This is a genomic window from Streptomyces sp. HUAS 15-9 (assembly GCF_025642155.1).
Lineage (GTDB): Bacteria > Actinomycetota > Actinomycetes > Streptomycetales > Streptomycetaceae > Streptomyces.
The window spans coordinates 1,647,517-1,671,453 of record NZ_CP106798.1 but is presented as its reverse complement, the minus strand read 5'-3'; the positions used below and the strand labels follow the sequence as shown (position 1 = coordinate 1,671,453).

General features: G+C 70.4%; 21 protein-coding genes, 1 tRNA gene and 1 pseudogene. 20 read left to right on the top strand and 3 right to left on the bottom strand.

The genetic code is table 11. From position 1 onward, the window contains the following. Positions 1-76 precede the first annotated feature (76 nt). On the top strand, positions 77-523 hold the full coding sequence (locus tag N8I87_RS07550) for an SRPBCC family protein (RefSeq protein ID WP_263206681.1): 447 nt from the start codon (positions 77-79) through the stop codon (positions 521-523). Positions 524-562: 39 nt separating this feature from the next. Next, positions 563-634: transfer RNA gene (locus N8I87_RS07545), tRNA-Val, on the top strand. Positions 635-716: 82 nt separating this feature from the next. On the opposite strand, the gene N8I87_RS07540 is transcribed toward N8I87_RS07545, so the two are convergent. Further along, positions 717-1,442: a 3'-5' exonuclease gene (locus tag N8I87_RS07540; RefSeq protein WP_263206679.1), complete on the bottom strand. Its 726-nt coding sequence runs from the start codon at positions 1,440-1,442 to the stop codon at positions 717-719. 168 nt (positions 1,443-1,610) lie between these two features. Here N8I87_RS07540 and N8I87_RS07535 point away from each other — a divergent pair, with 168 nt between their 5' ends. From N8I87_RS07535 to N8I87_RS07520, 4 genes and pseudogenes are all read left to right on the top strand, one after another. Beyond that, positions 1,611-2,177, top strand: coding sequence for a DUF4365 domain-containing protein (locus N8I87_RS07535; RefSeq protein WP_263206677.1), 567 nt, complete (start codon positions 1,611-1,613; stop codon positions 2,175-2,177). After that, positions 2,174-3,417 (top strand): annotated as a pseudogene (locus N8I87_RS07530) (hypothetical protein). Before N8I87_RS07535 ends, N8I87_RS07530 begins: the two are co-directional and overlap by 4 nt. Before the next feature lie 144 nt (positions 3,418-3,561). Continuing rightward, complete coding sequence (thrS, locus tag N8I87_RS07525) at positions 3,562-5,538, top strand: threonine--tRNA ligase (RefSeq protein ID WP_263206675.1); 1,977 nt, start codon at positions 3,562-3,564, stop codon at positions 5,536-5,538. A 103-nt stretch (positions 5,539-5,641) separates the two neighbouring features. Beyond that, the gene (locus N8I87_RS07520) at positions 5,642-6,202 is read left to right on the top strand and encodes an HIT family protein (RefSeq protein ID WP_263206673.1); all 561 of its coding nucleotides are present in this window, start codon (positions 5,642-5,644) and stop codon (positions 6,200-6,202) included. A gap of 208 nt (positions 6,203-6,410) precedes the next feature. Here N8I87_RS07520 and N8I87_RS07515 read toward each other — a convergent pair whose 3' ends face one another. Next, positions 6,411-8,057, bottom strand: a complete 1,647-nt coding sequence (locus N8I87_RS07515) for an AbeC-like domain-containing protein (protein WP_263206671.1) — start codon at positions 8,055-8,057, stop codon at positions 6,411-6,413. Between the two features lie 217 nt (positions 8,058-8,274). Further along, positions 8,275-10,473: an elongation factor G-like protein EF-G2 gene (locus N8I87_RS07510; protein ID WP_263206670.1), complete on the bottom strand. Its 2,199-nt coding sequence runs from the start codon at positions 10,471-10,473 to the stop codon at positions 8,275-8,277. A gap of 284 nt (positions 10,474-10,757) precedes the next feature. Here N8I87_RS07510 and pgsA point away from each other — a divergent pair, with 284 nt between their 5' ends. The 14 genes from pgsA (at position 10,758) to N8I87_RS07440 (ending at position 23,658) form a co-directional block, all read left to right on the top strand. Further along, positions 10,758-11,444, top strand: coding sequence for a phosphatidylinositol phosphate synthase (pgsA, locus tag N8I87_RS07505; protein ID WP_263206668.1), 687 nt, complete (start codon positions 10,758-10,760; stop codon positions 11,442-11,444). Continuing rightward, positions 11,441-12,349, top strand: coding sequence for a phosphatidylinositol mannoside acyltransferase (locus tag N8I87_RS07500; protein WP_263206666.1), 909 nt, complete (start codon positions 11,441-11,443; stop codon positions 12,347-12,349). Before pgsA ends, N8I87_RS07500 begins: the two co-directional genes overlap by 4 nt. Continuing rightward, the gene (locus tag N8I87_RS07495; RefSeq protein ID WP_263206665.1) at positions 12,346-13,506 is read left to right on the top strand and encodes a glycosyltransferase family 4 protein; all 1,161 of its coding nucleotides are present in this window, start codon (positions 12,346-12,348) and stop codon (positions 13,504-13,506) included. Before N8I87_RS07500 ends, N8I87_RS07495 begins: the two co-directional genes overlap by 4 nt. Positions 13,507-14,062: 556 nt before the next feature. After that, positions 14,063-14,605 carry a LemA family protein gene (locus tag N8I87_RS07490; protein ID WP_263206663.1) on the top strand — a complete coding sequence of 181 codons (543 nt, stop codon included), beginning with the start codon at positions 14,063-14,065 and terminating at the stop codon, positions 14,603-14,605. 126 nt (positions 14,606-14,731) lie between these two features. Further along, positions 14,732-15,637: a pyridoxal 5'-phosphate synthase lyase subunit PdxS gene (pdxS, locus tag N8I87_RS07485; RefSeq protein WP_263206661.1), complete on the top strand. Its 906-nt coding sequence runs from the start codon at positions 14,732-14,734 to the stop codon at positions 15,635-15,637. Between the two features lie 20 nt (positions 15,638-15,657). Continuing rightward, entirely contained in the window at positions 15,658-16,263 is a 606-nt protein-coding gene (gene pdxT / locus N8I87_RS07480) for a pyridoxal 5'-phosphate synthase glutaminase subunit PdxT (RefSeq protein WP_263206659.1), read from the top strand. A 49-nt stretch (positions 16,264-16,312) separates the two neighbouring features. Next, on the top strand, positions 16,313-17,065 hold the full coding sequence (locus N8I87_RS07475) for a YebC/PmpR family DNA-binding transcriptional regulator (RefSeq protein WP_263206657.1): 753 nt from the start codon (positions 16,313-16,315) through the stop codon (positions 17,063-17,065). Between the two features lie 124 nt (positions 17,066-17,189). Further along, complete coding sequence (ruvC, locus tag N8I87_RS07470; RefSeq protein ID WP_263206655.1) at positions 17,190-17,729, top strand: crossover junction endodeoxyribonuclease RuvC; 540 nt, start codon at positions 17,190-17,192, stop codon at positions 17,727-17,729. After that, positions 17,726-18,331, top strand: coding sequence for a Holliday junction branch migration protein RuvA (gene ruvA, locus N8I87_RS07465; RefSeq protein WP_263206653.1), 606 nt, complete (start codon positions 17,726-17,728; stop codon positions 18,329-18,331). The genes ruvC and ruvA overlap by 4 nt, the downstream gene beginning before the upstream one ends. Positions 18,332-18,364: 33 nt before the next feature. Then, positions 18,365-19,435 carry a Holliday junction branch migration DNA helicase RuvB gene (ruvB, locus tag N8I87_RS07460; protein WP_263206651.1) on the top strand — a complete coding sequence of 357 codons (1,071 nt, stop codon included), beginning with the start codon at positions 18,365-18,367 and terminating at the stop codon, positions 19,433-19,435. A gap of 167 nt (positions 19,436-19,602) precedes the next feature. After that, a complete protein-coding gene (gene yajC / locus N8I87_RS07455; RefSeq protein ID WP_263206649.1) occupies positions 19,603-20,100 on the top strand; it encodes a preprotein translocase subunit YajC in 498 nt (165 codons plus the stop codon). Between the two features lie 141 nt (positions 20,101-20,241). Further along, positions 20,242-22,011, top strand: a complete 1,770-nt coding sequence (secD, locus tag N8I87_RS07450; RefSeq protein WP_263206647.1) for a protein translocase subunit SecD — start codon at positions 20,242-20,244, stop codon at positions 22,009-22,011. 1 nt (position 22,012) lies between these two features. Next, positions 22,013-23,122 (top strand): protein translocase subunit SecF, encoded by a 1,110-nt coding sequence (gene secF / locus N8I87_RS07445; RefSeq protein ID WP_263206645.1) that lies wholly within the window; start codon positions 22,013-22,015, stop codon positions 23,120-23,122. Further along, positions 23,119-23,658 (top strand): adenine phosphoribosyltransferase, encoded by a 540-nt coding sequence (locus N8I87_RS07440; RefSeq protein WP_263206643.1) that lies wholly within the window; start codon positions 23,119-23,121, stop codon positions 23,656-23,658. Before secF ends, N8I87_RS07440 begins: the two co-directional genes overlap by 4 nt. The last annotated feature ends 279 nt before the right edge of the window (positions 23,659-23,937 follow it).

Sequence of the window (23,937 nt, the reverse complement as noted above, 5' to 3'; positions counted from 1 at the left end):
CACCCGGCATGAGTGCGCGTACTCAGAACGTACTCAGATCCCGGTGCGAAGCGCTGGGTACGGGCAGACTCCGCCCATGGACTGGACCCACTACCGCTTCCTCAGTCTCTGGTCCCTGACCGCGCCGGCCGGCGTCGTCTACGGAGCGCTGGAGCGACCCGAGGACTATCCGAGCTGGTGGCCCCAGGTGCGCTCGGTACACCGTCTCGACGACACCACGGGCCTGTTCACCATCCGCGCGTTCCTCCCGTACGACCTGACCGTCACCGCGCGCGAGGTGCGCCGCGACCCGGCCGCCGGGGTCCTGGAGACGGCGCTGTCCGGCGACATGGACGGCTGGGCCCGCTGGACCGTCACCCCCGACGGCTCCGGCACCCTCGCCCGCTACGACCAGGTGGTCGACGTCAGCAAGCCCCTGCTGAGGCGACTGGCCGTGCCCGGACGCCCGTTCTTCCGCGTCAACCACCGGCTGATGATGCGGGCCGGGCGGCGCGGCCTGGCTGCGTACCTCGAAGCGGTTTGAAGGAAGCCCGCCCGGACCTGTATTGTTCAGTTCGTTCCCGGGCGATTAGCTCAGTGGGAGAGCGCTTCGTTCACACCGAAGAGGTCACTGGTTCGAACCCAGTATCGCCCACCGGGAAGGAGCCGGTCCGCAACTCGCGGACCGGCTCTTTTGCTGGCTTGCTACGGGGGTCCGTTGCCAGGCCCTCGAGCCGCTACGCCGCCGCCGGCAGCTCCGGGCGCAACGGCCAGTCGGTGCTCACCGCCTCGTCCGAACCGCTGCGCGCGAACCACGCCTGCAGGCCGCGGGCCTGTGCCGCGTGCCAGGTGGTCTGCAGGGTGTGCAGCTCGGCGGGGGAGAGGCGCTCCAGCCGGGTCGCGAAGCGCCGTCCGAGCGCCCGTACGACTTCCAGCGCGGCCAGCGCGTCCGCGCCCGCGTCGTGCGCGCCCTCCAGTACGACGCCGTAGTGCGCGCACAGGTCGGTCAGCGTGCGGCGGCCCTTGCGGTAGCGGTCTAGGTGCTTGTCCAGGACCCGCGGGTCGAGCACCAAGAGCGGTGACGAGTCAAACCAGCGGTCGAGCGACGAGGCGCGGTGGCGGCGCAACTCGCGGTCCAGGAGCGTCAGATCGAACGGCGCGTTCATCACCACCAGCGGGCGGTGCATGGTCGCGTGCTCGGCCAGCTCCTCCGCTATCTCGAACATCACCGGCGCCGGCCAGCGGCCGTTGCGCTGCAGGTGTTCCTCCGTCAGCCCGTGCACCGCCGTCGCCGCCTCCGGCACCGGCACACCCGGGTTGACCAGCCAACGGGTCACCCGGGGCCGGGTCCCCGGGGCGTCCTGGACCACGACGGCGGCCGACACGATCCGGTCGGTCTCGACGTCCACGCCGGTGGTCTCCGTGTCGAAGGCGGCCAGCGGCCCCTCGTACCAGCTCGTCATCGCACCACAACTCCTCGTTCACCCACGGCAGCTGACGTCCCGTCTTCTGCCTGTTTGGTGATACCCGGGCTGTTTGCGCCGTACGCCGGAAGGACACAACAGGAGTGCGGGTCTTTGCAGTTCAGCGGCCCGCAGCGGGGAAACACTTGGCTTGGAAGGCTGTTGGTCATGGTGATAGCGCAGCCCGAGCGGGGCGGGCTGCTGCCCGAACGGACGGCACCCCATCGCGGCACACTCGCCACCACCGCCTGCATGGAGACACTGCAGGTCGGATATCTGCACGCGGTCGCCGCGGCGGCCGGCTGCTCGCTGTCGCAGCCGTTCCCGGACAACGGCATCGACTGGCACGTCAGCCATGGCTCACCCGGGCACACCGTCGACGACGAGGTGACCATCAAGGTGCAGCTGAAGTGCACGTACCAGATCGCGCCGAACCCGCCGGGCCGCTTCTTCTCCTTCACGCTCGACAACGACCATCTGCGCAAGCTCGCCCGCACCCCGGTCTCGGTGCACAAGATCATCGTCGTGATGCTGGTGCCGCGCTCCCAGGACGACTGGCTGCGCGCCAGCCACGACCGGCTCGATCTGCGGCACTGCTGCTACTGGGTCAACCTGGCCGGCCACGCGATCACCGGCCGGCACCGGACCACCGTGCGGATCCCGACCTCGCGCATCTTCGACGACCGGGCGCTGTGCGAGATCATGACGCGGGTCGGGACGGGAGGCAGACCATGAGGGACCGTCCGTACGACGAGCCCCTGCGGGAGGGCAGGCCGCATCCCGTCACCGGGGACGCCGCCCGCTGGAACCGTCCCCCCGACCCCGCCGAGGTCGACCCCGCCGTGCTCGGCGCCCTGCTGCACCGGCACGGCTGGCAGCGGCGCGGAGGCGCCCCCGGGCGCTACGGCCGCTGGACCCCGCCCGGGCCGGGCGGCGGCGGGACCAGCCTGCTGGTGCCCGAGAGCCGGGCCTTCCCCGACAGCGACGACCTGCTCGGCGAGGCCCTGATCGCCCTGTCCCGCAGCGGCAACCCCTCGGCGCGCGAGGTCCTTGTCGGACTCGCCGTGCCCAGCGACGAGATCCGCTGGTGGCGGGACGTGCCGGCCGGACCGGTGGACACCGCGCCCTGGACGGTCGAGGAGCAGTTGCGCACGGCCGCCCGGCAGATGCTGCTCGCGGCCGCGCTCGCCACACGCGCGCGTGCGGGCTACTACGGCGCCCGGCACCGCAGGGCGGCGGCCGCGACGCTGGAGACGTCCTGGTCGGCTCGGCGACCGGCGGCCGCAGGCTCACCGCCTTCGCCCCCGTGGCCGCCGGGCGCCCGCTCGCCGTACGCCTCCAGCAGGCCCTGTACGCCATCCGCGAGGCCATCGACTACCAGCGGGCCACCGGCGGCATGGACGCCTTCGACGGCGCGGTCGAGGCCGGCGTCAGCCGGGAGCTCACCGAGTCCCTCGTCTCCCTGGTGCGCGGCACGGAGGGGGCCCGGATCGCCGTCGAGTGGGCGCCGGCCGCGGGCGTCCCGGAGGACTGCGCGGCCTCCGCCGAGCCGGTCGAGTTCTCGCCCGGCGACCTGCCCGTCCTGCGCGAGGCCGGCGCCCGCTTTCTGCGCGACGAACCGTCCGTGCCGGTGCGGATCACCGGTTCCGTCGTCCGGATGCGACGGTCGGGGCCGCGCGGCGAGGGCAGCGTACGGCTGCGGGTGCTCGCGGGCGCCGAGGTGCCGCACGTCCGTGTGACGCTGGACGAGGAGGACTACCGGACAGCCGGGCACGCCCACCTCGTCGGGCTGCCGGTGCGGGTGCAGGGGCGCCTGGAGAGCCGCGGCGGCTTCCGGCGGCTGACCGGGGCCTGTGGGGTCGTACCGGTGCAGGTGGACGAGGCCGAGCGGGACCGGCTGCTGAAGTCGATCCAGGAGCACACCGAAGGGGGGGCCTTCTTCGAGGAGGCGTGCAGCGGGGAGGACTGCGACTGAGGGCGGCCGCGACCGGCGCGGGGTTGCGACCGGCCGGGGACTGTGGGTGACCGTTTCGCGGTCGGCCGGTCCGGGTCGGTACGATCCCCTATTGCGCGCGCTCCCGGTATGGCGCCGCACCCCACCTGCAGTCAGGAGAGACCGGTGTCAGACGTCCGTGTGGTCATCCAACGCGATTCCGAGCGGGAAGAACGCGTGGTGACGACGGGCACTACGGCCGCCGACCTCTTCGCCGGCGAGCGCTCGATCATCGCGGCGCGCGTGGGCGGCGAGCTCAAGGACCTCACCTGCGAGGTCAAGGACGGCGAGACCGTCGAGGGCGTCGAGATCTCCTCCGAGGACGGCCTGAACATCCTGCGCCACTCCACCGCGCACGTCATGGCCCAGGCCGTGCAGGAGATCTTCCCCGAGGCCAGGCTGGGCATCGGCCCGCCGGTCAAGGACGGCTTCTACTACGACTTCGACGTCGAGAAGCCGTTCACGCCCGAGGACCTCAAGGCCGTCGAGAAGAAGATGCAGGAGATCCAGAAGCGGGGCCAGAGGTTCTCCCGCCGCGTGGTCACCGACGAGGCCGCCCGCGAGGAGCTCGCCGCCGAGCCGTACAAGCTGGAACTGATCGGCCTCAAGGGCTCCGCCTCCTCCGAGGACGGTGCGGACGTCGAGGTCGGCGCCGGCGAGCTGACGATCTACGACAACCTCGACGCCAAGACCGGCGAGCTGTGCTGGAAGGACCTCTGCCGCGGTCCCCACCTGCCCTCCACCCGGCTCATCCCGGCGTTCAAGCTGATGCGCAACGCGGCCGCCTACTGGCGCGGCAGCGAGAAGAACCCCATGCTCCAGCGCATCTACGGCACCGCCTGGCCGTCCAAGGACGAACTCAAGGCATACCTCGACTTCCTCGCCGAAGCGGAGAAGCGCGACCACCGCAAGCTGGGCAACGAACTCGACCTGTTCTCCATCCCGGAGCAGATCGGCTCCGGCCTCGCCGTCTTCCACCCCAAGGGCGGCATCGTCCGCCGCGTGATGGAGGACTACTCGCGCCGCCGCCACGAGGAAGAGGGCTACGAGTTCGTCTACACCCCGCACGCGACCAAGGGGAAGCTCTTCGAGACGTCGGGCCACCTCGACTGGTACGCCGAGGGCATGTACCCGCCCATGCAGCTCGACGAGGGCGTGGACTACTACCTCAAGCCCATGAACTGCCCGATGCACAACCTGATCTTCGACGCGCGCGGCCGCTCGTACCGTGAACTGCCGCTGCGCCTTTTCGAGTTCGGGACCGTGTACCGGTACGAGAAGTCGGGCGTCGTGCACGGCCTGACCCGCGCCCGCGGCTTCACCCAGGACGACGCGCACATCTACTGCACCCGTGAGCAGATGTCGGACGAGCTCGACAAGACGCTCACCTTCGTGCTGAACCTGCTGCGCGACTACGGTCTGACCGACTTCTACCTGGAGCTGTCCACCAAGGACCCGGAGAAGTTCGTCGGCTCCGACGAGGTCTGGGAGGAGGCGACCGAGACCCTCCGCCAGGTCGCCGAGAAGCAGGGCCTGCCGCTGGTCCCCGACCCGGGCGGCGCCGCCTTCTACGGCCCGAAGATCTCCGTCCAGACCAAGGACGCGATCGGCCGCACCTGGCAGATGTCGACCATCCAGCTCGACTTCAACCTGCCCGAGCGCTTCGACCTGGAGTACACGGCCGCCGACGGTTCCAAGCAGCGCCCGGTCATGATCCACCGGGCCCTCTTCGGCTCGATCGAGCGCTTCTTCGCGGTGCTCCTGGAGCACTACGCGGGCGCCTTCCCGGCCTGGCTGGCCCCGGTCCAGGCGATCGGCATCCCGATCGGTGACGCGCACGTCGACTACCTGCAGAAGTTCGCCGTGGCGGCGAAGAAGCAGGGCCTGCGCGTGGAGGTGGACGCCTCCTCCGACCGTATGCAGAAGAAGATCCGCAACGCCCAGAAGCAGAAGGTGCCCTTCATGGTCATCGCGGGCGACGACGACATGGCGGCCGGCTCGGTCTCCTTCCGCTACCGCGACGGCTCGCAGGAGAACGGCATCCCGTTCGACGAGGCGATCGCGAAGATCGCGAAGGTGGTGCGGGACCGGACGCAGGTCTGACCCTGCTCACCTCGGGGCCCCGGCGGATGGACGACATCGGCCGGGGCCCTGCCCTTCCCGTCCCGCGACGCCCCGGCGACACGCCACGAACGGGCGAAGCCATATGCTGCGTAGCATGACGAGTGAGCCGGAGCAGCAGATCGGAGTGGGGACGCAGGACGCGTTCCAGCGCCTGTGGACGCCCCACCGGATGGCCTACATCCAGGGCGAGAACAAGCCGAGCGGCCCGGGTGCCGACGACGGCTGCCCGTTCTGCTCGATCCCGGCCAAGTCCGACGAGGACGGTCTGATCGTTCGCCGGGGCGAACAGGTCTACGCGGTGCTGAACCTCTACCCGTACAACGGTGGGCACCTGATGACGGTGCCGTACCGCCACGTCGCCGACTACACGGATCTGACCGGCCCGGAGACCGCCGAGCTCGCCGAGCTGACCAAGCAGGCCATGACGGCCCTGCGCACCGCCTCCGGCGCCCACGGCTTCAACATCGGCATGAACCAGGGCACCGTCGCGGGCGCGGGCATCGCGGCCCACCTCCACCAGCACATCGTCCCCCGCTGGGGCGGCGACACGAACTTCATGCCGGTAGTCGGCCACACCAAGGTGCTCCCACAGCTCCTGGCCGACACGAGAAAGATGCTGGCAGAGGCGTGGCCGACGACATGACCGGGGCTTTTGGCGCTTCGCAGGCCGGCCCGTACATCTCAGCCCGGCCGGCACAACTCAGCCCGTCTGGGGGTACCCCCTGCTCGTAGAGCTTGGGGGAGTTTGAGGACGAGGCCGTCCAGGCCGAAGCGGGGGGCTGGGGCGGCAGCCCCCAGAAACAGCAACCCCCACTCACCCGCACGAAAGACCCGGCCGAACCGCCGGAGGCCTACGCGTCGTAGAGGTCGGCCTTCTTCGGCGCCGGATCCTGCACCGCCGTGCTGAGGAACGCCGACCGCGTGCCGAACTTCTCCGTGTCGACGCCGTTCTCCTCCAGCACCCGGATCGCCGCCGAGTGCACCACCCGCAGCACCGGCGTGGCCGCGCGCAGCGCGTCGTCGGCCATGAAACGGTGCCGCCACGGCCGGTCCGCCCACGCGTGCCGCAGACCGAACGGCTCGGGCAGGCCCAGTGATCCTCCCAGCCAGTTGAGCAGCGGCGGATACCAGGTCAGCGGCGCCCGCGCGGTGAGCCGTACCACCTCGTCCGTGCCGACCAGCGGGAGCTTGATCGTCCGGTTCTCCCAGGGCTTGAGGGACTTGGCGACCTCTTTGGTCGGTGCCGCGGGCTTCGTGGTGAACAGGGAGTGCACCGGCCCCAGTGCATGCCCGGTCACCTCGATGCGCAGCGTCTGGTGCAGCACGGTCACCGTGATCAGCATGGTGAGCACCAGCTGCCCGTCCCACAGCGTCCACTGCACGCCCAGGTAGTGCCGGTCGCCGCTGCCGAACTGCTGCTTGTTGCAGATGTCCTGTATCGCGTGGGTCTTGACCGAGTACGCCTCGACGTCCGTGCCCTCCGGCCGGGACACCGCCGCCGCGTTCTCCCCGATCGGTGTGACGATCCAGTGCTTGATGGACGGCTTGGGGAAGCCGCCGGTGTTCAGCGGGCCGCGCTCCAGCATGCGCAGCTGGTCGTGGATGGACCGTATGACGTCCCAGCTGCGGAACGGGTGGATCTCCCGGGTGGGATCGGCCGGCAGCAGGTCCTCGGCGAGCTGCCAGGAACCCCAGCGCGTGCCCATGCCGAGTATGCCCTTGGGCCCGGCGTAGAAGACGGAGTTGGACTGCTGCTCGGCGCTCAGCCGGGCGAGGGACTGGCGCAGCTGCTCGGCCGCGGTCTCACCGGGGCTGCTCGGCACGGTCTCGGGGATCTTCGCGCCGACGCTGCTGCCGGAGAGCAGGCCGTCCCAGCGTCCGCGCAGGTCCTGCGCCGTGCGCTCGCAGATCTGCTTGGCCCAGAACCAGCCCAGCACCGGGGCGACGACGCAGCCGCGGGCGTACCAGGCCCAGAACCCCGTGAACGGCATGCGGACCAGGAAGATCGCGGCGACCACGCCCACCGCGACGAGCAGCGTGGTGGCGAGCGCCCCGGCCCGCTTGTCGTCGCGCTTGGCGACGAACGTGCGGAGCTGGAAGACCAGCAGCCACAGCACCAGTCCGGGCAGGAACAGCAGGCCGCACAGCACCATGACGGTGCTCAGCTTGTTGTCACGCGCCTTGCGGATGTTGTTGGCCGCGAGGCTGTGCTCCACGACGACCTGGGGATCCATCCCGAAGGACTGGATGAGCGGCGCGCGGCCGGAACGGAGCATGCGGTCGACCACGGCCCGCGAGAATGCCTCGCCCAGGTTCGGCCGGAACAGGGCGATCCGGCCGGTCTTGACGGTCGACTTGTGCCATTCGTTGTCGGCCTTCTTGATCTCGTCGAACGGACTGTCCCGGTAGGCGGCCGAGGCCAGTGCGAAGGTCGCCGCCTGGCTCTCGCCGCCGGAGATGGGCACCTGTGGCCCGTCCCACTCGGTTCCAATCGACATTCCCGCCCCCGATCGCCGCCGGTGTCGCTTCTGCGGCCTTCCCGACTTCCTTGCCCCGCACACCTGTTGAACAGGTCATCGTCCCGATCCAGCACGACGGGGTCAGGTGATCAGCGTATCCGCAGGCACCGACATCCGTAGGCGGACGGCCAAAGCCGCCCGCCCGTACGGAGGATGACGTTCCGGAAGGATGTGCGGTGCCCTCCCGGAACGTCGACTACGAGGCCTCCTTGGCCTGTTCGCGGATCTTCTCGGCGACCTGCGGCGGCATCGGCTCGTGCCGCGCGTACGCACGGCTGAAGCGGGCGGTGCCGTGCGAGAGGGACCGCAGGTCGACCGCGTACCGGCCGATCTCGAACTCGGGCACCTCGGCCCGTACGAGCGTGCGCCCGGAGCCCACCTGCTCGGTGCCGAGCACCCGGCCGCGCCGCCCCGACAGGTCGCTCATCACGGCGCCCACATAGTCGTCGCCGACCAGCACGCTCACCTCGGCCACCGGCTCCAGCAGATGGATCCTGGCGTCCGCCGCGGCCTCCCGCAGCGCCAGCGCGCCGGCCGTCTGGAAGGCGGCGTCGGAGGAGTCCACCGAGTGCGCCTTGCCGTCGAGCAGCGTGATCCGCACGTCCACCAGGGGATAGCCGGCCGCGACCCCCTTGGCCGCCTGGGCCCGCACCCCCTTCTCCACCGACGGGATGAACTGCCGGGGCACGGCTCCGCCCACCACCTTGTCCACGAACACGATGCCCGACCCTCCGGGCAGCGGCTCGACCTCGATCTCGCAGATGGCGTACTGCCCGTGCCCGCCGGACTGCTTCACATGCCGCCCGCGCCCCGCGGACCTGCTCCCGAACGTCTCCCGGAGGGAGACCTTGTGCGGTACGACGTCGACCTGTACGCCGTAGCGGCTGCGCAGCCGTTCCAGGGCGACGTCCGCGTGGGCCTCGCCCAGGCACCACAGCACCACCTGGTGGGTGTCCTGGTTCTGCTCCAGGCGCATCGTCGGATCCTCGGCGACCAGCCTGCTCAGGCCCTGCGAGAGCTTGTCCTCGTCCGCCTTGCTGTGCGCGTGGATGGCCAGCGGCAGGAGCGGGTCGGGCATCTGCCACGGCTCCATGAGCAGCGGGTCGTCCTTGGCCGACAGCGTGTCCCCGGTCTCGGCGCGGCCCAGTTTCGCCACGCACACCAGATCGCCCGCGACGGCGTGCGTCACCGGCCGCTGCTGCTTGCCGAACGGCGTGGACAGGGCGCCGATCCGCTCGTCGACGTCGTGGTCCTCGTGCCCGCGGTCGGCGAGCCCGTGCCCGGAGACGTGCACCGTCTCGTCGGGGCGCAGCGTGCCGGAGAACAGCCGGACCAGGGAGACCCGGCCGACGTACGGGTCGGAGGAGGTCTTCACGACCTCCGCGACCAGCGGCCCGCCGGGATCGCACGCCCTCAGCTCGCGCGACCTGCCGTCGACCGTGGCGACCCCGGGTGCCTCCCGCTCCAGCGGGGTCGGGAAGCCACGGGTGATCAGCTCGAGCAGTTCGACCGTGCCGATGCCCTGCTTGGCGCCCTCGGCCGCGGGGGCGGCGGCCAGGACCGGGAAGAAGGCCCCGCGGGCCACGGCCCGCTCCAGGTCCTCGATCAATGTCTTGATGTCGACCTGTTCCCCGCCGAGGTAGCGGTCCATGAGGGTCTCGTCCTCGCTCTCCGAGATGATCCCCTCGATGAGCCGGTTGCGTGCCTCCTCGATCTGCGGCAGCTGGTCCGGACCCGGCTCGGACTCCTTGCGCTCCCCGGAGGAGTAGTCGAACAGCTGCTGGGTCAGCAGCCCGATCAGCCCGGTCACGGGCGCGTGCCCGTCGGGCGCCTGCGGGCCGTGCAGCGGCAGATGGAGCGGGAGTACGGCGTCGGGGTCGTCCGCGCCGAACGCCTGCGCGCACACCCGCGTCATCTCCTCGAAGTCCGCGCGGGCGGCCTCCAGGTGCGTGACGACGATGGCCCGCGGCATGCCGACCGCCGCGCACTCCTCCCAGACCATCCGGGTCGAGCCGTCCACGCCGTCCGATGCCGAGACGACGAAAAGGGCCGCGTCCGCCGCTCGCAGACCGGCCCTCAGCTCTCCGACGAAGTCGGCGTATCCGGGGGTGTCCAGAAGATTGATCTTGAACCCGTCCCATTCGACGGGCACGAGAGACAGCTGCACGGAGCGCTGCTGCCGGTGCTCGATCTCGTCGTAGTCCGAGACGGTGCCGCCGTCCTCCACACGGCCCGCCCGGTTCACGGCCCCCGCGGTCAGCGCGAGAGCCTCCACCAGAGTCGTCTTGCCCGAACCGGAGTGGCCGACCAGCACCACATTCCGTAGGGACGCGGGATGGTCGGCCGCCGTAGCCCTGCCGGCGGCCCCGGGGTGGGATTGTGCCTTGTCGCCCATGGCCTTGCCTCCCGTGCACGGTGAGGTCACTGTGGGCGCGGGCATGCCGGGCCGCGTGCGGTGGCGGCTCCGATGACGCCCGCGGTCCTTCGAGCTTTCCACTCCCGTCACGGTGCGTCCATACGACGGACGCCGGTCGCGTGGCCCAGCGTCGCTTGCGGGCCATCCGCCGGATCCGGAGACGGGCTCCGGGTGCCCGGCGGTCACCCGCATGCGCGCGTGGCTACGATGGGCCAGCCGGCGACCATCAGGGCCGCGCGGCGCCACCGACCGTCGGGAAGGCCATGCTGAACAAGTACGCGCGTGCATTCTTCACGCGTGTCCTCACGCCGTTCGCCGCGTTTCTCATCCGTAGGGGTGTCAGCCCCGACACGGTGACGCTCATCGGCACGGCCGGTGTGGTCGCGGGCGCGCTGGTCTTCTTCCCCAGGGGCGAGTTCTTCTGGGGCACGATCGTGATCACGCTGTTCGTCTTCTCGGATCTGGTCGACGGGAACATGGCCCGCCAGCTGGGCCGCACCAGCCGCTGGGGCGCCTTCCTGGACTCCACCCTCGACCGCGTCGCCGACGGGGCGATCTTCGGTGGCTTCGCGCTGTGGTATGCCGGAAACGGCAACGACAACGTGCTGTGTGCCGTCTCGATCTTCTGCCTGGCCAGCGGTCAGGTGGTGTCGTACACCAAGGCCCGTGGTGAGTCGATCGGCTTGCCGGTCGCCGTCAACGGGCTCGTCGAGCGGGCCGAGCGGCTGGTGATCTCGCTGGTCGCCGCCGGTCTGGCCGGCCTGCACAAGTTCGGCGTTCCCGGCATCCAGGTGCTGCTGCCGATCGCCCTGTGGATCGTCGCCGTGGGCAGCCTGGTCACCCTGATCCAGCGGGTGGTCACGGTCCGCAGGGAGTCCGCCGAGGCGGAGGCGGCGGCCGCGTCCGAGGACAACGCCAACGCGTCCCAGGGGAGCGAGGCGGCGAAGTGAGCACCGCGGACCGGCTGACCGACGCGCTGTACGGCCTCGGCTGGAGCACTGTCAAGAAGCTCCCCGAGCCGGTCGCCGTGCGCCTCGGCCAGGGCATCGCCGACCTCGCCTGGAAGCGGCGGGGCAAGGGCGTGCAGCGCCTGGAGAGCAACTACGCGCGCGTGGTGCCCGACGCGACCCCCGAGCGTCTGGCCGAGCTCTCGCGCGCGGGCATGCGCTCGTATCTGCGCTACTGGATGGAGTCCTTCCGGCTGCCCTCCTGGAGCCCGGAGCGGATCAGGACCGGCTTCGAGTGCAAGGACGTCCACCATCTGACCGACGGTCTGGCCTCCGACCGGGGCGTGATCCTCGCCCTGCCGCACCTGGCCAACTGGGACCTCGCGGGCGCCTGGGTCACCACCAAGCTGGAGACCTCCTTCACCACGGTCGCCGAACGCCTCGAGCCGGAGACCCTGTACGACCGCTTCGTCGCCTATCGCGAGGGCCTCGGCATGGAGGTCCTGCCGCACAGCGGCGGCTCCGCGTTCGGCACATTGGCGCGGCGGCTGCGCGACGGTGGCCTGATCTGTCTGGTCGCCGACCGTGATCTGTCCGCCTCCGGTGTGGAGGTCAAGTTCTTCGGCGAGGCGGCCCGGATGCCCGCGGGCCCGGCGCTGCTCGCCCAGCAGACGGGCGCGCTGCTGCTGCCCGTCACCCTCTGGTACGACGACTCGCCCGTCATGCAGGGCCGGGTCCATCCTCCGATCGAGGTACCCGAGACAGGTACGCGGGACGAGAAGACGTCCGTCATGACACAGGCGTTGGCCGACGCCTACGCCACGGGTATCGCCGAACATCCGGAGGACTGGCACATGCTCCAGCGGCTGTGGCTCGCCGATCTCGATCCCGCGAAGGGGACGCCGTGAGGATCGGCATCGTCTGCCCGTACTCCTGGGACGTGCCGGGTGGCGTCCAGTTCCACATCCGCGACCTGGCCGCGTACTTCATCCGCCTCGGCCACGAGGTGTCCGTCCTCGCCCCGGCCGACGACGACACCCCGCTGCCGCCGTACGTCGTCTCGGCCGGCCGCGCGGTCCCGGTGCCGTACAACGGCTCGGTGGCCCGGCTGAACTTCGGTTTCCTCTCCGCTGCCCGGGTACGGCGCTGGCTGCACGACGGCGAGTTCGACGTGGTCCACATCCACGAGCCGACGTCGCCCTCGCTGGGCCTGCTGACCTGCTGGGCGGCCCAGGGCCCCATCGTCGCGACGTTCCACACATCCAACCCCCGCTCCCGGGCGATGATCGCCGCGTACTCGATCCTGCAGGCCGCGCTGGAGAAGATCAGCGCGCGGATCGCGGTGAGCGAGTACGCCCGGCGCACCCTGGTCGAGCACCTGGGCGGAGACGCGGTGGTCATCCCGAACGGCGTCGACGTCGACTTCTTCGCCAAGGCGGAGCCGAATCCGGACTGGCAGGGCGACACGATCGGCTTCATCGGCCGCATCGACGAGCCGCGCAAGGGCCTGCCGGTACTGATGAAGGCCCTCCCCAAGATCCTCGCCGCCCGCCCGCAGACCCGGCTCCTCGTGGCCGGCCGCGGCGACGAGGAGGAGGCGGTGGAAACCCTCCCCGCCGAACTCCGCTCCCGCGTCGAGTTCCTGGGCATGATCAGCGACGAGGACAAGGCACGCTTCCTGCGCAGCATCGATCTCTACGTGGCGCCCAACACCGGCGGCGAGAGCTTCGGCATCATCCTCGTCGAGGCGATGTCGGCGGGCGCGCCGGTCCTCGCCTCCGACCTGGACGCCTTCGCCCAGGTCCTGGACCAGGGCGCGGCCGGAGAACTCTTCACCAACGAGGACGCGGACGCCCTGGCCGACGCGGCCGTACGCCTCCTGGCGGACCCGGCCCGCCGCGCCGAACTCCGCGAACACGGCAGCGTCCACGTACGCCGCTTCGACTGGTCGACGGTCGGCGCGGACATCCTCTCGGTCTACGAAACGGTCACGACGGGCGCGGCAGCGGTGGCCGCGGACGAACGATCGGGCCTGAGAGCCCGCCTGGGACTGGCCCGCGACTGACCAGCACCTTTCCGGCCAAGGGCGTGGGCAGCGTGTATTGCCGGGGCGGCGGTTACGGGCGTGGCTGGGAGCACTGAGGCCGCGGTCACCGGCGACCGGACCGCGTCGTCCTGATGCCGGGGTCGGCGAAGTTCAGTTCGTTCTGGCCGAAGTGCGGGTCTGGGGCTGGGCCCCGGTATCGGGTGTGGCTGGGAGCGTTGAGGCGACCGGCGACCGGACCGGTCTGGTCCTGATGCCGAGGTCGGTGAAATTCAGCCTGTCCGGCGTTTGAGGATGAGGCTGTTCAGGCCGATGCGGGGGTCTGGGGGCGGCAGCCCTCGGGCGGGAGTGAGGGCCGGGTGGCGGTATCGGGTGTGGCTGGGTGCGTTGAGGCGACCGGCGACCGGCGACCGGACCGGTCTGGTCCTGATGCCGAGGTCGGTGAAATTCAGCCTGTCCGGCGTTTGAGGACGAGGCCCTTCAGGCCGATGCGGGGGCCGGGGCGGCAGCCCCGGGGCGTCGGCAACAGCACCGTACTCGGCCGACCCAGCGGAGCGCACCGGTAGCCTTGCCGCCCGTGAGCGCAACCCTCATCTGGATCCTCGTCGCCCTTGTCGCGATCGGTCTCTACCTCAGCTGGACGGCGGGCCGCCTGGACCGCCTGCACTCCCGGATCGACGCCGCCCGTGCCGCCCTCGACGCCCAACTGCTGCGGCGCGCCTCGGTGACCCAGGAGCTGGCGACCTCCGGTGTGCTGGATCCGGCCGCCTCGATCGTGCTGTACGAGGCCGCGCACGCGGCCAGGCAGGCCGAGGAGGAGCAGCGGGAGGTCGCCGAGAGCGAACTGAGCCAGGCGCTGCGCGCGGTCTTCGCGGAGGCCCAGCAGGTCGAGGCGGTCCGCGAGGCCCCCGGAGGGGAGGCGGCGGCCCGTGAGCTGACCGAGGCGGTGCGACGCGTCCCGATGGCCCGCCGCTTCCACAACGACGCGGTGGGCGCGGCCCGCCGGCTCCGTGAGCACCGCAAGGTGCGCTGGTTCCGGCTGGCCGGCCACGCCCCCTTCCCGCTGGCCTTCGAGATGGACGACGAACCCCCGGCGGCGCTGGTGGACCGCGCCGTCTAGCTGCCGTTTCTCGGGATCGTAGGCCAAAAGGATCCACCGCCTTCGCATTGGCCCTTGCTGTGGCCTGGTCCATTCACGTTTCCTGCTCTGCAGCAGAAACTGTCTTTCACTTCAGTGAGGTCACCCGTGTCCACCACCGAGAACCAGGCTCCCGAGACCGGCACCGCCCGCGTGAAGCGCGGCATGGCCGAGCAGCTCAAGGGCGGCGTGATCATGGACGTCGTCACGCCGGAGCAGGCGAAGATCGCCGAGGACGCGGGCGCCGTCGCCGTCATGGCCCTGGAGCGGGTCCCGGCCGACATCCGCAAGGACGGCGGCGTGGCCCGTATGTCCGACCCGGACATGATCGAGGGCATCATCGGCGCCGTCTCCATCCCGGTCATGGCCAAGTCCCGCATCGGCCACTTCGTCGAGGCCCAGGTCCTGCAGTCCCTCGGCGTCGACTACATCGACGAGTCCGAGGTCCTCACCCCGGCCGACGAGGTCAACCACTCCGACAAGTGGGCGTTCACGACCCCCTTCGTCTGTGGTGCCACCAACCTGGGCGAGGCCCTGCGCCGCATCGCCGAGGGCGCTGCGATGATCCGCTCCAAGGGCGAGGCCGGCACCGGCAACGTCGTCGAGGCCGTCCGCCACCTGCGCCAGATCAAGGGCGAGATCGCCAAGCTGCGCGGCTGCGACAACAACGAGATCTACGCCGCCGCCAAGGAGCTGCGCGCCCCGTTCGAGCTCGTCAAGGAGGTCGCCGAGCTCGGCAAGCTCCCGGTCGTGCTGTTCTCCGCCGGTGGCGTGGCCACCCCGGCCGACGCCGCGCTGATGCGCCAGCTCGGCGCCGAGGGCGTCTTCGTCGGCTCCGGCATCTTCAAGTCCGGCGACCCGGCCAAGCGTGCCGCCGCCATCGTGAAGGCCACCACCTTCTACGACGACCCGAAGATCATCGCGGACGCGTCCCGCAACCTCGGCGAGGCCATGGTCGGCATCAACTGCGACACCCTGCCCGAGGCCGAGCGCTACGCCAACCGCGGCTGGTAAGAGGCCCTGGTAGAGACCCCATGAGCACTCCTGTCATAGGCGTCCTGGCACTCCAGGGCGACGTACGGGAGCACCTCATCGCCCTGGCCGCGGCTGACGCCGTGGCCAGGCCGGTGCGGCGCCCCGAAGAACTCGCCGAGGTCGACGGCCTCGTCATCCCCGGCGGCGAGTCCACGACCATCTCCAAGCTGGCCAACCTCTTCGGAGTGATGGAGCCCCTCCGCGCGCGCGTGCGGGACGGCATGCCGGTCTACGGCACCTGCGCGGGCATGATCATGCTCGCCGACAAGATCCTCGACCCGCGCTCGGGTCAGGAGACCGTCGGCGGCATCGACATGATCGTGCGCCGCAACGCCTTCGGACGGCAGAACGAGTCCTTCGAGGCGGCGGTCGACGTCCGCGGCGTCGAGGGCGATCCTGTAGAGGGCGTCTTCATCCGCGCCCCCTGGGTCGAGTCCGTGGGTGCCGAGGCCGAGGTGCTCGCCGAGCACGGCGGCCACATCGTCGCGGTCCGTCAGGGCAACGCGCTCGCCACATCGTTCCATCCGGAACTGACCGGTGACCACCGCGTGCACGCCCTGTTCGTCGACATGGTGCGCGCCAACCGGACGCCGGAGTCCTTGTAGGATCTCTGGAGTTCGTTGCAGAGATGGGTTACGCGAAGGAGACAGGCAGATGTCCGGCCACTCTAAATGGGCCACGACGAAGCACAAGAAGGCCGTGATCGACGCCAAGCGCGGCAAGCTCTTCGCGAAGCTGATCAAGAACATCGAGGTCGCGGCGCGTATGGGCGGCGTCGACCTCGAGGGGAACCCGACCCTCTACGACGCAGTCCAGAAGGCCAAGAAGCAGTCGGTCCCGAACAAGAACATCGACTCCGCCATCAAGCGCGGCGGCGGTCTCGAGGCCGGTGGCGCCGACTACGAGACGATCATGTACGAGGGCTACGGCCCCAACGGTGTCGCGGTGCTCATCGAGTGCCTCACCGACAACCGCAACCGCGCCGCCTCCGACGTGCGCGTCGCCATGACCCGCAACGGCGGGAACATGGCCGACCCCGGCTCGGTGTCGTACATGTTCAGCCGCAAGGGCGTCGTCATCGTCCCCAAGGGCGAGCTGACCGAGGACGACGTCCTCGGCGCCGTCCTGGACGCGGGCGCCGAGGAGGTCAATGACCTCGGTGAGTCCTTCGAGGTCATCAGTGAGGCCACCGACCTGGTCGCGGTCCGTACCGCCCTCCAGGGCGCCGGCATCGACTACGACTCCGCCGAGTCCAGCTTCGTGCCGTCCGTCCAGGTCGAGCTGGACGAGGAGGGCGCCAAGAAGATCTTCAAGCTGATCGACGCCCTCGAGGACAGCGACGACGTGCAGAACGTCTTCGCCAACTTCGACGTCAGCGACGAGATCATGGAGAAGGTCGACGCGTAACGCCTTCGCCGCCTCCACGGGCTCAACGGGCCGACGGGACACACCCGTCGGCCCGTCGTCGTGTCGGCCGTTGTCGGTGGCACCCGATAGCCTGCACAAACAGGAGAGCGAGAGGGAGGGGCCGGTGCGCGTACTGGGGGTGGACCCGGGACTGACCCGATGCGGTGTCGGGGTGGTCGAGGGCGTGGCGGGACGCCCGCTCACCATGATCGGCGTGGGCGTCGTCCGCACCCCGGCCGATGCCGACCCGGGACACCGGCTGGTCGCCATCGAGCAGGGCATCGAGCAGTGGCTGGACGAACACCGGCCCGAGTTCGTCGCCGTGGAGCGCGTCTTCAGCCAGCACAACGTCCGTACGGTCATGGGCACCGCCCAGGCCAGCGCCGTCGCCCTGCTCTGCGCCTCCCGCCGCGGCATCCCCGTCGCCCTGCACACCCCCAGCGAGGTCAAGGCCGCCGTCACCGGCAGCGGCCGCGCCGACAAGGCGCAGGTCGGCGCCATGGTCACCCGCCTGCTGCGGCTCAGCGCGCCACCCAGACCCGCCGACGCCGCCGACGCCCTCGCCCTCGCCATCTGCCACATCTGGCGCGCCCCCGCCCAGAACCGACTCCAGCAGGCCGTCGCCCTGCACACAGCCCACGCAACGAAAGGCCGTACGGCATGATCGCCTTCGTCAGCGGCACGGTCGCCGCACTCGCTCCCGACGCGGCGGTGATCGAGGTGGGCGGGGTCGGCATGGCCGTCCAGTGCACGCCGAACACGCTCTCCACGCTCCGCATGGGTCAGTCGGCCAAGCTCGCCACCTCCCTGGTCGTGCGCGAGGACTCGCTGACCCTGTACGGCTTCGTGGACGACGACGAGCGCCAGGTCTTCGAGCTGCTCCAGACCGCCAGCGGAGTGGGCCCGCGCCTGGCCCAGGCCATGCTCGCCGTGCACACGCCGGACGCGCTGCGCAGAGCGGTCTCCACGGGGGACGAGAAGGCCCTCGTCGCCGTACCGGGCATCGGCAAGAAGGGCGCCCAGAAGCTGCTGCTGGAACTGAAGGACCGCCTGGGCGAGCCCGTCGGCGCCCCCGCGATCGGCGCACCGGTCACCAGCGGCTGGCGCGACCAGCTGCACGCGGCCCTCATCGGCCTCGGCTACGCGACCCGCGAGGCCGACGAGGCCGTGTCCGCCGTGGCACCGCAGGCCGAGGCAGCCGGCGGCACGCCCCAGGTGGGACAGCTGCTGAGGGCCGCCCTGCAGACCCTGAACCGCGCCCGCTGACCCGACTGCGCCACCCTCAGCTAGGAGACCTCAGTGAACTGGGACGACACGACCGACACCTCCGCCGCCGAGCGGCTGGTGGGCCCTGTCGCCGACCGTGAGGACCAGGCCGTCGAGGCCGCGCTGCGCCCCAAGGACCTGGGCGAGTTCATCGGTCAGGAGAAGGTCCGCGAGCAGCTCGACCTGGTCCTGCGCGCCGCACGCGCGCGGGGCGCCACCGCCGACCACGTACTGCTCTCCGGAGCCCCCGGCCTCGGCAAGACCACCCTTTCGATGATCATCGCGGCCGAGATGGGCGCCCCCATCCGCATCACCAGCGGACCCGCCATCCAGCACGCCGGCGACCTCGCGGCGATCCTCTCCTCCCTCCAGGAGGGCGAGGTCCTCTTCCTCGACGAGATCCATCGCATGTCCCGGCCCGCCGAGGAGATGCTCTACATGGCGATGGAGGACTTCCGCGTCGACGTCATCGTCGGCAAGGGCCCCGGCGCCACCGCCATCCCCCTCGAACTGCCCCCGTTCACCCTGGTCGGCGCCACCACCCGCGCGGGCCTGCTGCCGCCCCCGCTGCGCGACCGCTTCGGCTTCACCGCGCACATGGAGTTCTACGAGCCGCGCGAGCTGGAGCGCGTCGTCCACCGCTCGGCGGGCCTGCTCGACGTCGAGATCGAGTCCGACGGCGCCGCGGAGATCGCCGGCCGCTCGCGCGGCACGCCCCGTATCGCCAACCGCCTGCTGCGCCGGGTCCGCGACTATGCGCAGGTCAAGGCGGACGGGATCGTCACGAAGGAGATCGCCGCGGCCGCCCTGCAGGTCTACGAGGTCGACGCCCGCGGCCTCGACCGCCTGGACCGCGCCGTCCTGCAGGCCCTGCTCAAGCTGTTCGGCGGCGGCCCGGTCGGCCTGTCGACGCTCGCCGTCGCGGTGGGGGAGGAGCGCGAGACCGTCGAGGAGGTCGCCGAGCCCTTTCTCGTCCGGGAGGGACTGCTCGCCCGGACCCCGCGCGGACGCGTCGCCACGCCCGCGGCATGGGCGCATCTCGGCCTCACCCCACCTGGCTCGACGGCCTCGGGAACCGGACAACAGGACCTCTTCGGGGTGTGATGGCGAGCGCATTGGCCGGGGCAGGAACCCAGGTGCCATGCTGAGCGTTGTTCCATGCATGCGGACTCGCTTAGACTCCGCCGATGCCACCCATGCGGGCGGCGCCGACCACACCCCCATCCACCAGACCGCTCCCCGCCGCGGTCGTGCGAAGGAAATCCCGTCCCGTGAAATCCTTGACCCTTCTCCCGTTCATCGTGCTCATCGCGGCCATGTTCCTGATGACGCGCTCGGCCAAGAAGAAGCAGCAGCAGGCCGCTGACATGCGAAATCAGATGCAGCCCGGCTCCGGCGTCCGCACGATCGGGGGCATGTACGCGACGGTCAAGGAGGTCAACGAGGACACGGTCCTCGTCGACGCCGGCCCGGGTGTCGAGCTCCTCTTCGCGAAGAACGCGATCGGCGCCGTACTGACCGACGACGAGTACAACCGCATCGTGCACGGCATCGAGCACGACCTGAAGTCCGACGTCGTCCCGGACGACGCCTCCTCCCTCACCGAGACCGACGAGTCCGCCGCCGACGCTGCCGCCGCCTCCGACGACAGGGCCGTCGACCTCGGTAAGAAGGACGAGGCCGACGAGCAGGCCGACGAGGCCGAGCCCGTCGAGGCGAAGGCCGACGACGAGCCGAAGAAGACCGACGGCGACTCCGACGCGAAGTAGTCACGTCCCGGGGAGTGCGGCGCGATCCGTTCGCGCTCAGCACGCCCCGGGCGCGTCTGTTTCCCGGAGGGGATCCCGACACCATGTCATGGCCGACCGCGCCGACCGGCGCGAGAACGGCCCGAGAGGGAGTACGAGAAGGTGGCAGCACCTAAGAGGGGCCGGAGCGCGAGTGCCCAGAGCAAGCCGGGGCGCTCGCTGGCCCTCATCCTGATCGCCATCGTGGCGCTCACCGGAGGCATGTTCGCCTCCGGGCACACCACCCCGCGTCTCGGCATCGACCTTGCCGGCGGCACGAGCATCACGCTGGAAGCCGTCAATGAGCCGGGTCAGCCCAACGCGATCAACAAGACGAACATGGACACCGCGGTCGACATCATGAACCGCCGTGTCAATGGTCTTGGTGTGTCGGAGGCCGAGGTACAGACCCAGGGCGACAAGAACATCATCGTCAACATCCCCAAGGGGACCAACTCGGAGGAAGCTCGCCAGCAGGTCGGCACCACGGCCAAGCTCTACTTCCGACCCGTCCTCCAGCGCGAGGCATCGGTCCCCGCGGCGACGCCCACCCCGAGCACCAGCCCCAGCTCCTCCGCCTCTCCGAGCGCGTCGAGCACGGACAAGGCCGGCGACAAGGCGTCCGGGAGTTCCTCCAGCCCCTCGGCCAGTGCCACCTCGCAGGGCCGCGCCGTCACCGACGCTCTGAAGGCGGACGCCACGCCGTCCGCGAGCGGCAGCCCGACGGCCACCGCCAGCCCCTCTCCGTCCGCGTCCGGCGGCGCCGACTCCTCGGCCACCGAAGCCGCGAAGCAGTACGCCACGCTCAACTGCGCCGACCCCAAGCAGCGCGCCACCGCCGGCAAGGCGGCCAAGAAGGAAGACACCACCGTCGCCTGTGGCCAGGACGGCAAGCAGTGGAGCAAGTTCCTTCTGGGCCCGGTGGACGTGGACGGCACTGAGGTCAAGAAGGCCCAGGCCACCTTCGACACCCAGGGCGCCGCGGGCTGGCAGGTCGAGATGACCTTCAACTCCAGCGGTGCGAAGAAGTTCGGCGACGTCACCGCCGGCCTGGTGCAGAAGACCACCCCGCAGAACGAGTTCGCGATCGTTCTGGACGACGAGGTCGTGTCCCACCCGTTCGTCCAGACCGCCATCACCGGCGGCAACGCGCAGATCTCCGGCTCGTTCACTCAGGAAGAGGCGCAGAGCCTCGCCAACATGCTGTCGTACGGTGCCCTTCCGCTGTCCTTCAAGGAACAGTCCGTCACCACCGTGACCGCCGCGCTCGGCGGCGATCAGCTGCACGCCGGTCTGCTCGCCGGTGCGATCGGCCTCGGGCTGGTCGTGATCTACCTGGTGGTCTACTACCGCGGCCTGTCGCTCGTCGCGATGGCCTCGCTGACGGTCTCCGCCGTTCTCACCTACGTGATCATGGCGCTGCTCGGCCCGGCCATCAACTTCGCCCTGAACCTGCCTGCGGTCTGCGGTGCGATCGTCGCCATCGGTATCACCGCGGACTCGTTCATCGTGTACTTCGAACGCATCCGGGACGAGATCCGCGAGGGCCGCTCGCTGCGACCCGCCGTCGAGCGGGCCTGGCCGCGTGCCCGGCGCACCATCCTGGTCTCCGACTTCGTGTCGTTCCTCGCCGCCGCGGTGCTGTTCATCGTCACCGTCGGCAAGGTCCAGGGCTTCGCGTTCACGCTGGGTCTGACCACCGTGCTCGACGTGGTCGTCGTCTTCTTCTTCACCAAGCCGCTGATGACGCTCCTCGCCCGCCGCAAGTTCTTCGCGAACGGCCACAAGTGGTCCGGCCTCGACCCGAAGAGCCTGGGTGCCAAGGCCCCGCTGCGCCGCACCCGCCGTCCCGCCGGTCCCGCCGCCGGCCCTGTCGACCCGAAGGAAGCGTGAGATGTCGAAACTCGGCAACCTCGGCGCCCGACTGCACCGTGGTGAGGTCAGCTACGACTTCATCGGCCACCGCAAGCTCTGGTACGGCATCTCCATCCTGATCACCATCACGGCCATCGTCGGCCTGGCGGTGCGCGGCCTGAACATGGGCATCGAGTTCCAGGGCGGAGCGGTCTTCACGACGCCCAAGGGCATGACCGCCTCGGTGTCGCAGGCGGAGGAGTACGCGAAGGACGCCTCCGGCCATGACGCGATCGTGCAGAAGCTCGGCAACGGCAGCATGCGCATCCAGATCGCCGGCATCGACACCGGCAAGTCCGACCAGATCAAGCAGACGCTGGCCAAGGACCTGAACCTCAACCCGGAGAAGCTCGCGGCCGACCTGGTCGGCCCCAGCTGGGGTGAGCAGATCGCCTCCAAGGCCTGGCAGGGCCTGGCGATCTTCATGGTCCTCGTCGTGATCTATCTGGCGATCGCCTTCGAGTGGCGCATGGCCATCGCGGCACTCGTCGCGCTGATCCACGACATCACGATCACGACCGGTATCTACGCCCTGGTCGGCTTCGAGGTCACTCCCGGTACGGTGATCGGTCTGCTGACGATCCTCGGTTACTCGCTCTACGACACGGTCGTCGTCTTCGACAGCCTCAAGGAGCAGACGAAGGACATCACGAAGCAGACCCGCTTCACCTACAGCGACATCGCCAACCAGTCGATCAACGGCACCCTGGTCCGTTCAATCAACACCACGGTGGTCGCGCTGCTGCCGGTGGCGGGCCTGCTGTTCATCGGTGGCGGCTTCCTCGGCGCCGGCACGCTCAACGACATCTCGCTGTCGCTGTTCGTCGGCCTCGCGGCCGGTGCGTACTCCTCGATCTTCATCGCCACGCCGCTGGTCGCCGACCTCAAGGAGCGCGAGCCGCAGATGAAGGCCCTCCGCAAGCGCGTCCTGGCCAAGCGGGCCCAGGCCGCTGCGGAGGAGGAACTGGCGGAGAACCGGTCCGTGGCCGCGGGTGAGCCGGAGGACACCGCTGCCGCCGTGGTCGGCCCCCGCGCCCAGTCCGCGTCCCGCAACCGGGGCCGTGGCCGACCCTCGGGGAAGCGCCGATGACGGGCATCGAGGAACTGCTGCTCAGCCGTATCCGCGATGTGGCCGACCACCCGGAGCCGGGTGTGATGTTCAAGGACATCACCCCGCTCCTGGCGGACCCGGCGGCGTTCACCGCGCTCACCGACGCGCTGGCGGAGATCGCCGGGAACACCGGTGCCACCAAGGTCGTGGGCCTGGAGGCCCGTGGCTTCATCCTCGGCGCCCCCGTAGCCGTCCGTGCGGGCCTCGGGTTCATCCCGGTGCGCAAGGCGGGCAAGCTCCCCGGGGCGACCCTGCGCCAGGCGTACGACCTGGAGTACGGTTCGGCGGAGATCGAGGTGCACGCGGAGGACCTCACGTCCGGCGACCGCATCCTGATCGTCGACGACGTGCTGGCCACCGGCGGCACGGCCGAGGCCGCGATCCAGCTCATCCACCGGGCGGGTGCCGAGGTTGCGGCCGTCGCGGTCCTGATGGAACTCGGCTTCCTCGACGGCCGCTCCCGCCTGGAAGCGCCCCTGAACGGAGCGCCCCTGGAGGCTCTCCTCCAGCTCTGAGCACCACAGAACCGACCGAACGGCCGCCCCACCACCCGGGGCGGCCGTTCGCGTTCAACTGCCGGGAGCGGCGACCGTGAGGCTTTGCCACCCCGCACGACAGCCACCGACCGCCACACTGCTCCCGCACCCCGCATACCCGGCCCCCCGCACGCACCCCCAGGACACCCGCCGACCACCCGCACGCCGTCCCTGTGGAATCCGGCGGCAGCCTCTCGTGTTTCTCTGGTAGTCGGTCCTCACATCGGCCTGAACGCGATGCCGGAGCTCAGGATCGCT

Excerpts from the sequence above, each read along its gene's own strand:
- secF (WP_263206645.1), top strand. The coding sequence starts at position 22,013 with ATGTCGAAACTCGGCAACCTCGGCGCCCGACTGCACCGTGGTGAGGTC.
- N8I87_RS07440 (WP_263206643.1), top strand. The coding sequence starts at position 23,119 with ATGACGGGCATCGAGGAACTGCTGCTCAGCCGTATCCGCGATGTGGCC.
- N8I87_RS07540 (WP_263206679.1), bottom strand. The coding sequence starts at position 1,442 with ATGACGAGCTGGTACGAGGGGCCGCTGGCCGCCTTCGACACGGAGACC.
- ruvA (WP_263206653.1), top strand. The coding sequence starts at position 17,726 with ATGATCGCCTTCGTCAGCGGCACGGTCGCCGCACTCGCTCCCGACGCG.
- pdxT (WP_263206659.1), top strand. The coding sequence starts at position 15,658 with ATGAGCACTCCTGTCATAGGCGTCCTGGCACTCCAGGGCGACGTACGG.
- N8I87_RS07550 (WP_263206681.1), top strand. The coding sequence starts at position 77 with ATGGACTGGACCCACTACCGCTTCCTCAGTCTCTGGTCCCTGACCGCG.
- N8I87_RS07535 (WP_263206677.1), top strand. The coding sequence starts at position 1,611 with ATGGTGATAGCGCAGCCCGAGCGGGGCGGGCTGCTGCCCGAACGGACG.
- N8I87_RS07515 (WP_263206671.1), bottom strand. The coding sequence starts at position 8,057 with ATGTCGATTGGAACCGAGTGGGACGGGCCACAGGTGCCCATCTCCGGC.
- pgsA (WP_263206668.1), top strand. The coding sequence starts at position 10,758 with ATGCTGAACAAGTACGCGCGTGCATTCTTCACGCGTGTCCTCACGCCG.
- N8I87_RS07475 (WP_263206657.1), top strand. The coding sequence starts at position 16,313 with ATGTCCGGCCACTCTAAATGGGCCACGACGAAGCACAAGAAGGCCGTG.
- N8I87_RS07520 (WP_263206673.1), top strand. The coding sequence starts at position 5,642 with ATGCTGCGTAGCATGACGAGTGAGCCGGAGCAGCAGATCGGAGTGGGG.
- N8I87_RS07510 (WP_263206670.1), bottom strand. The coding sequence starts at position 10,473 with ATGGGCGACAAGGCACAATCCCACCCCGGGGCCGCCGGCAGGGCTACG.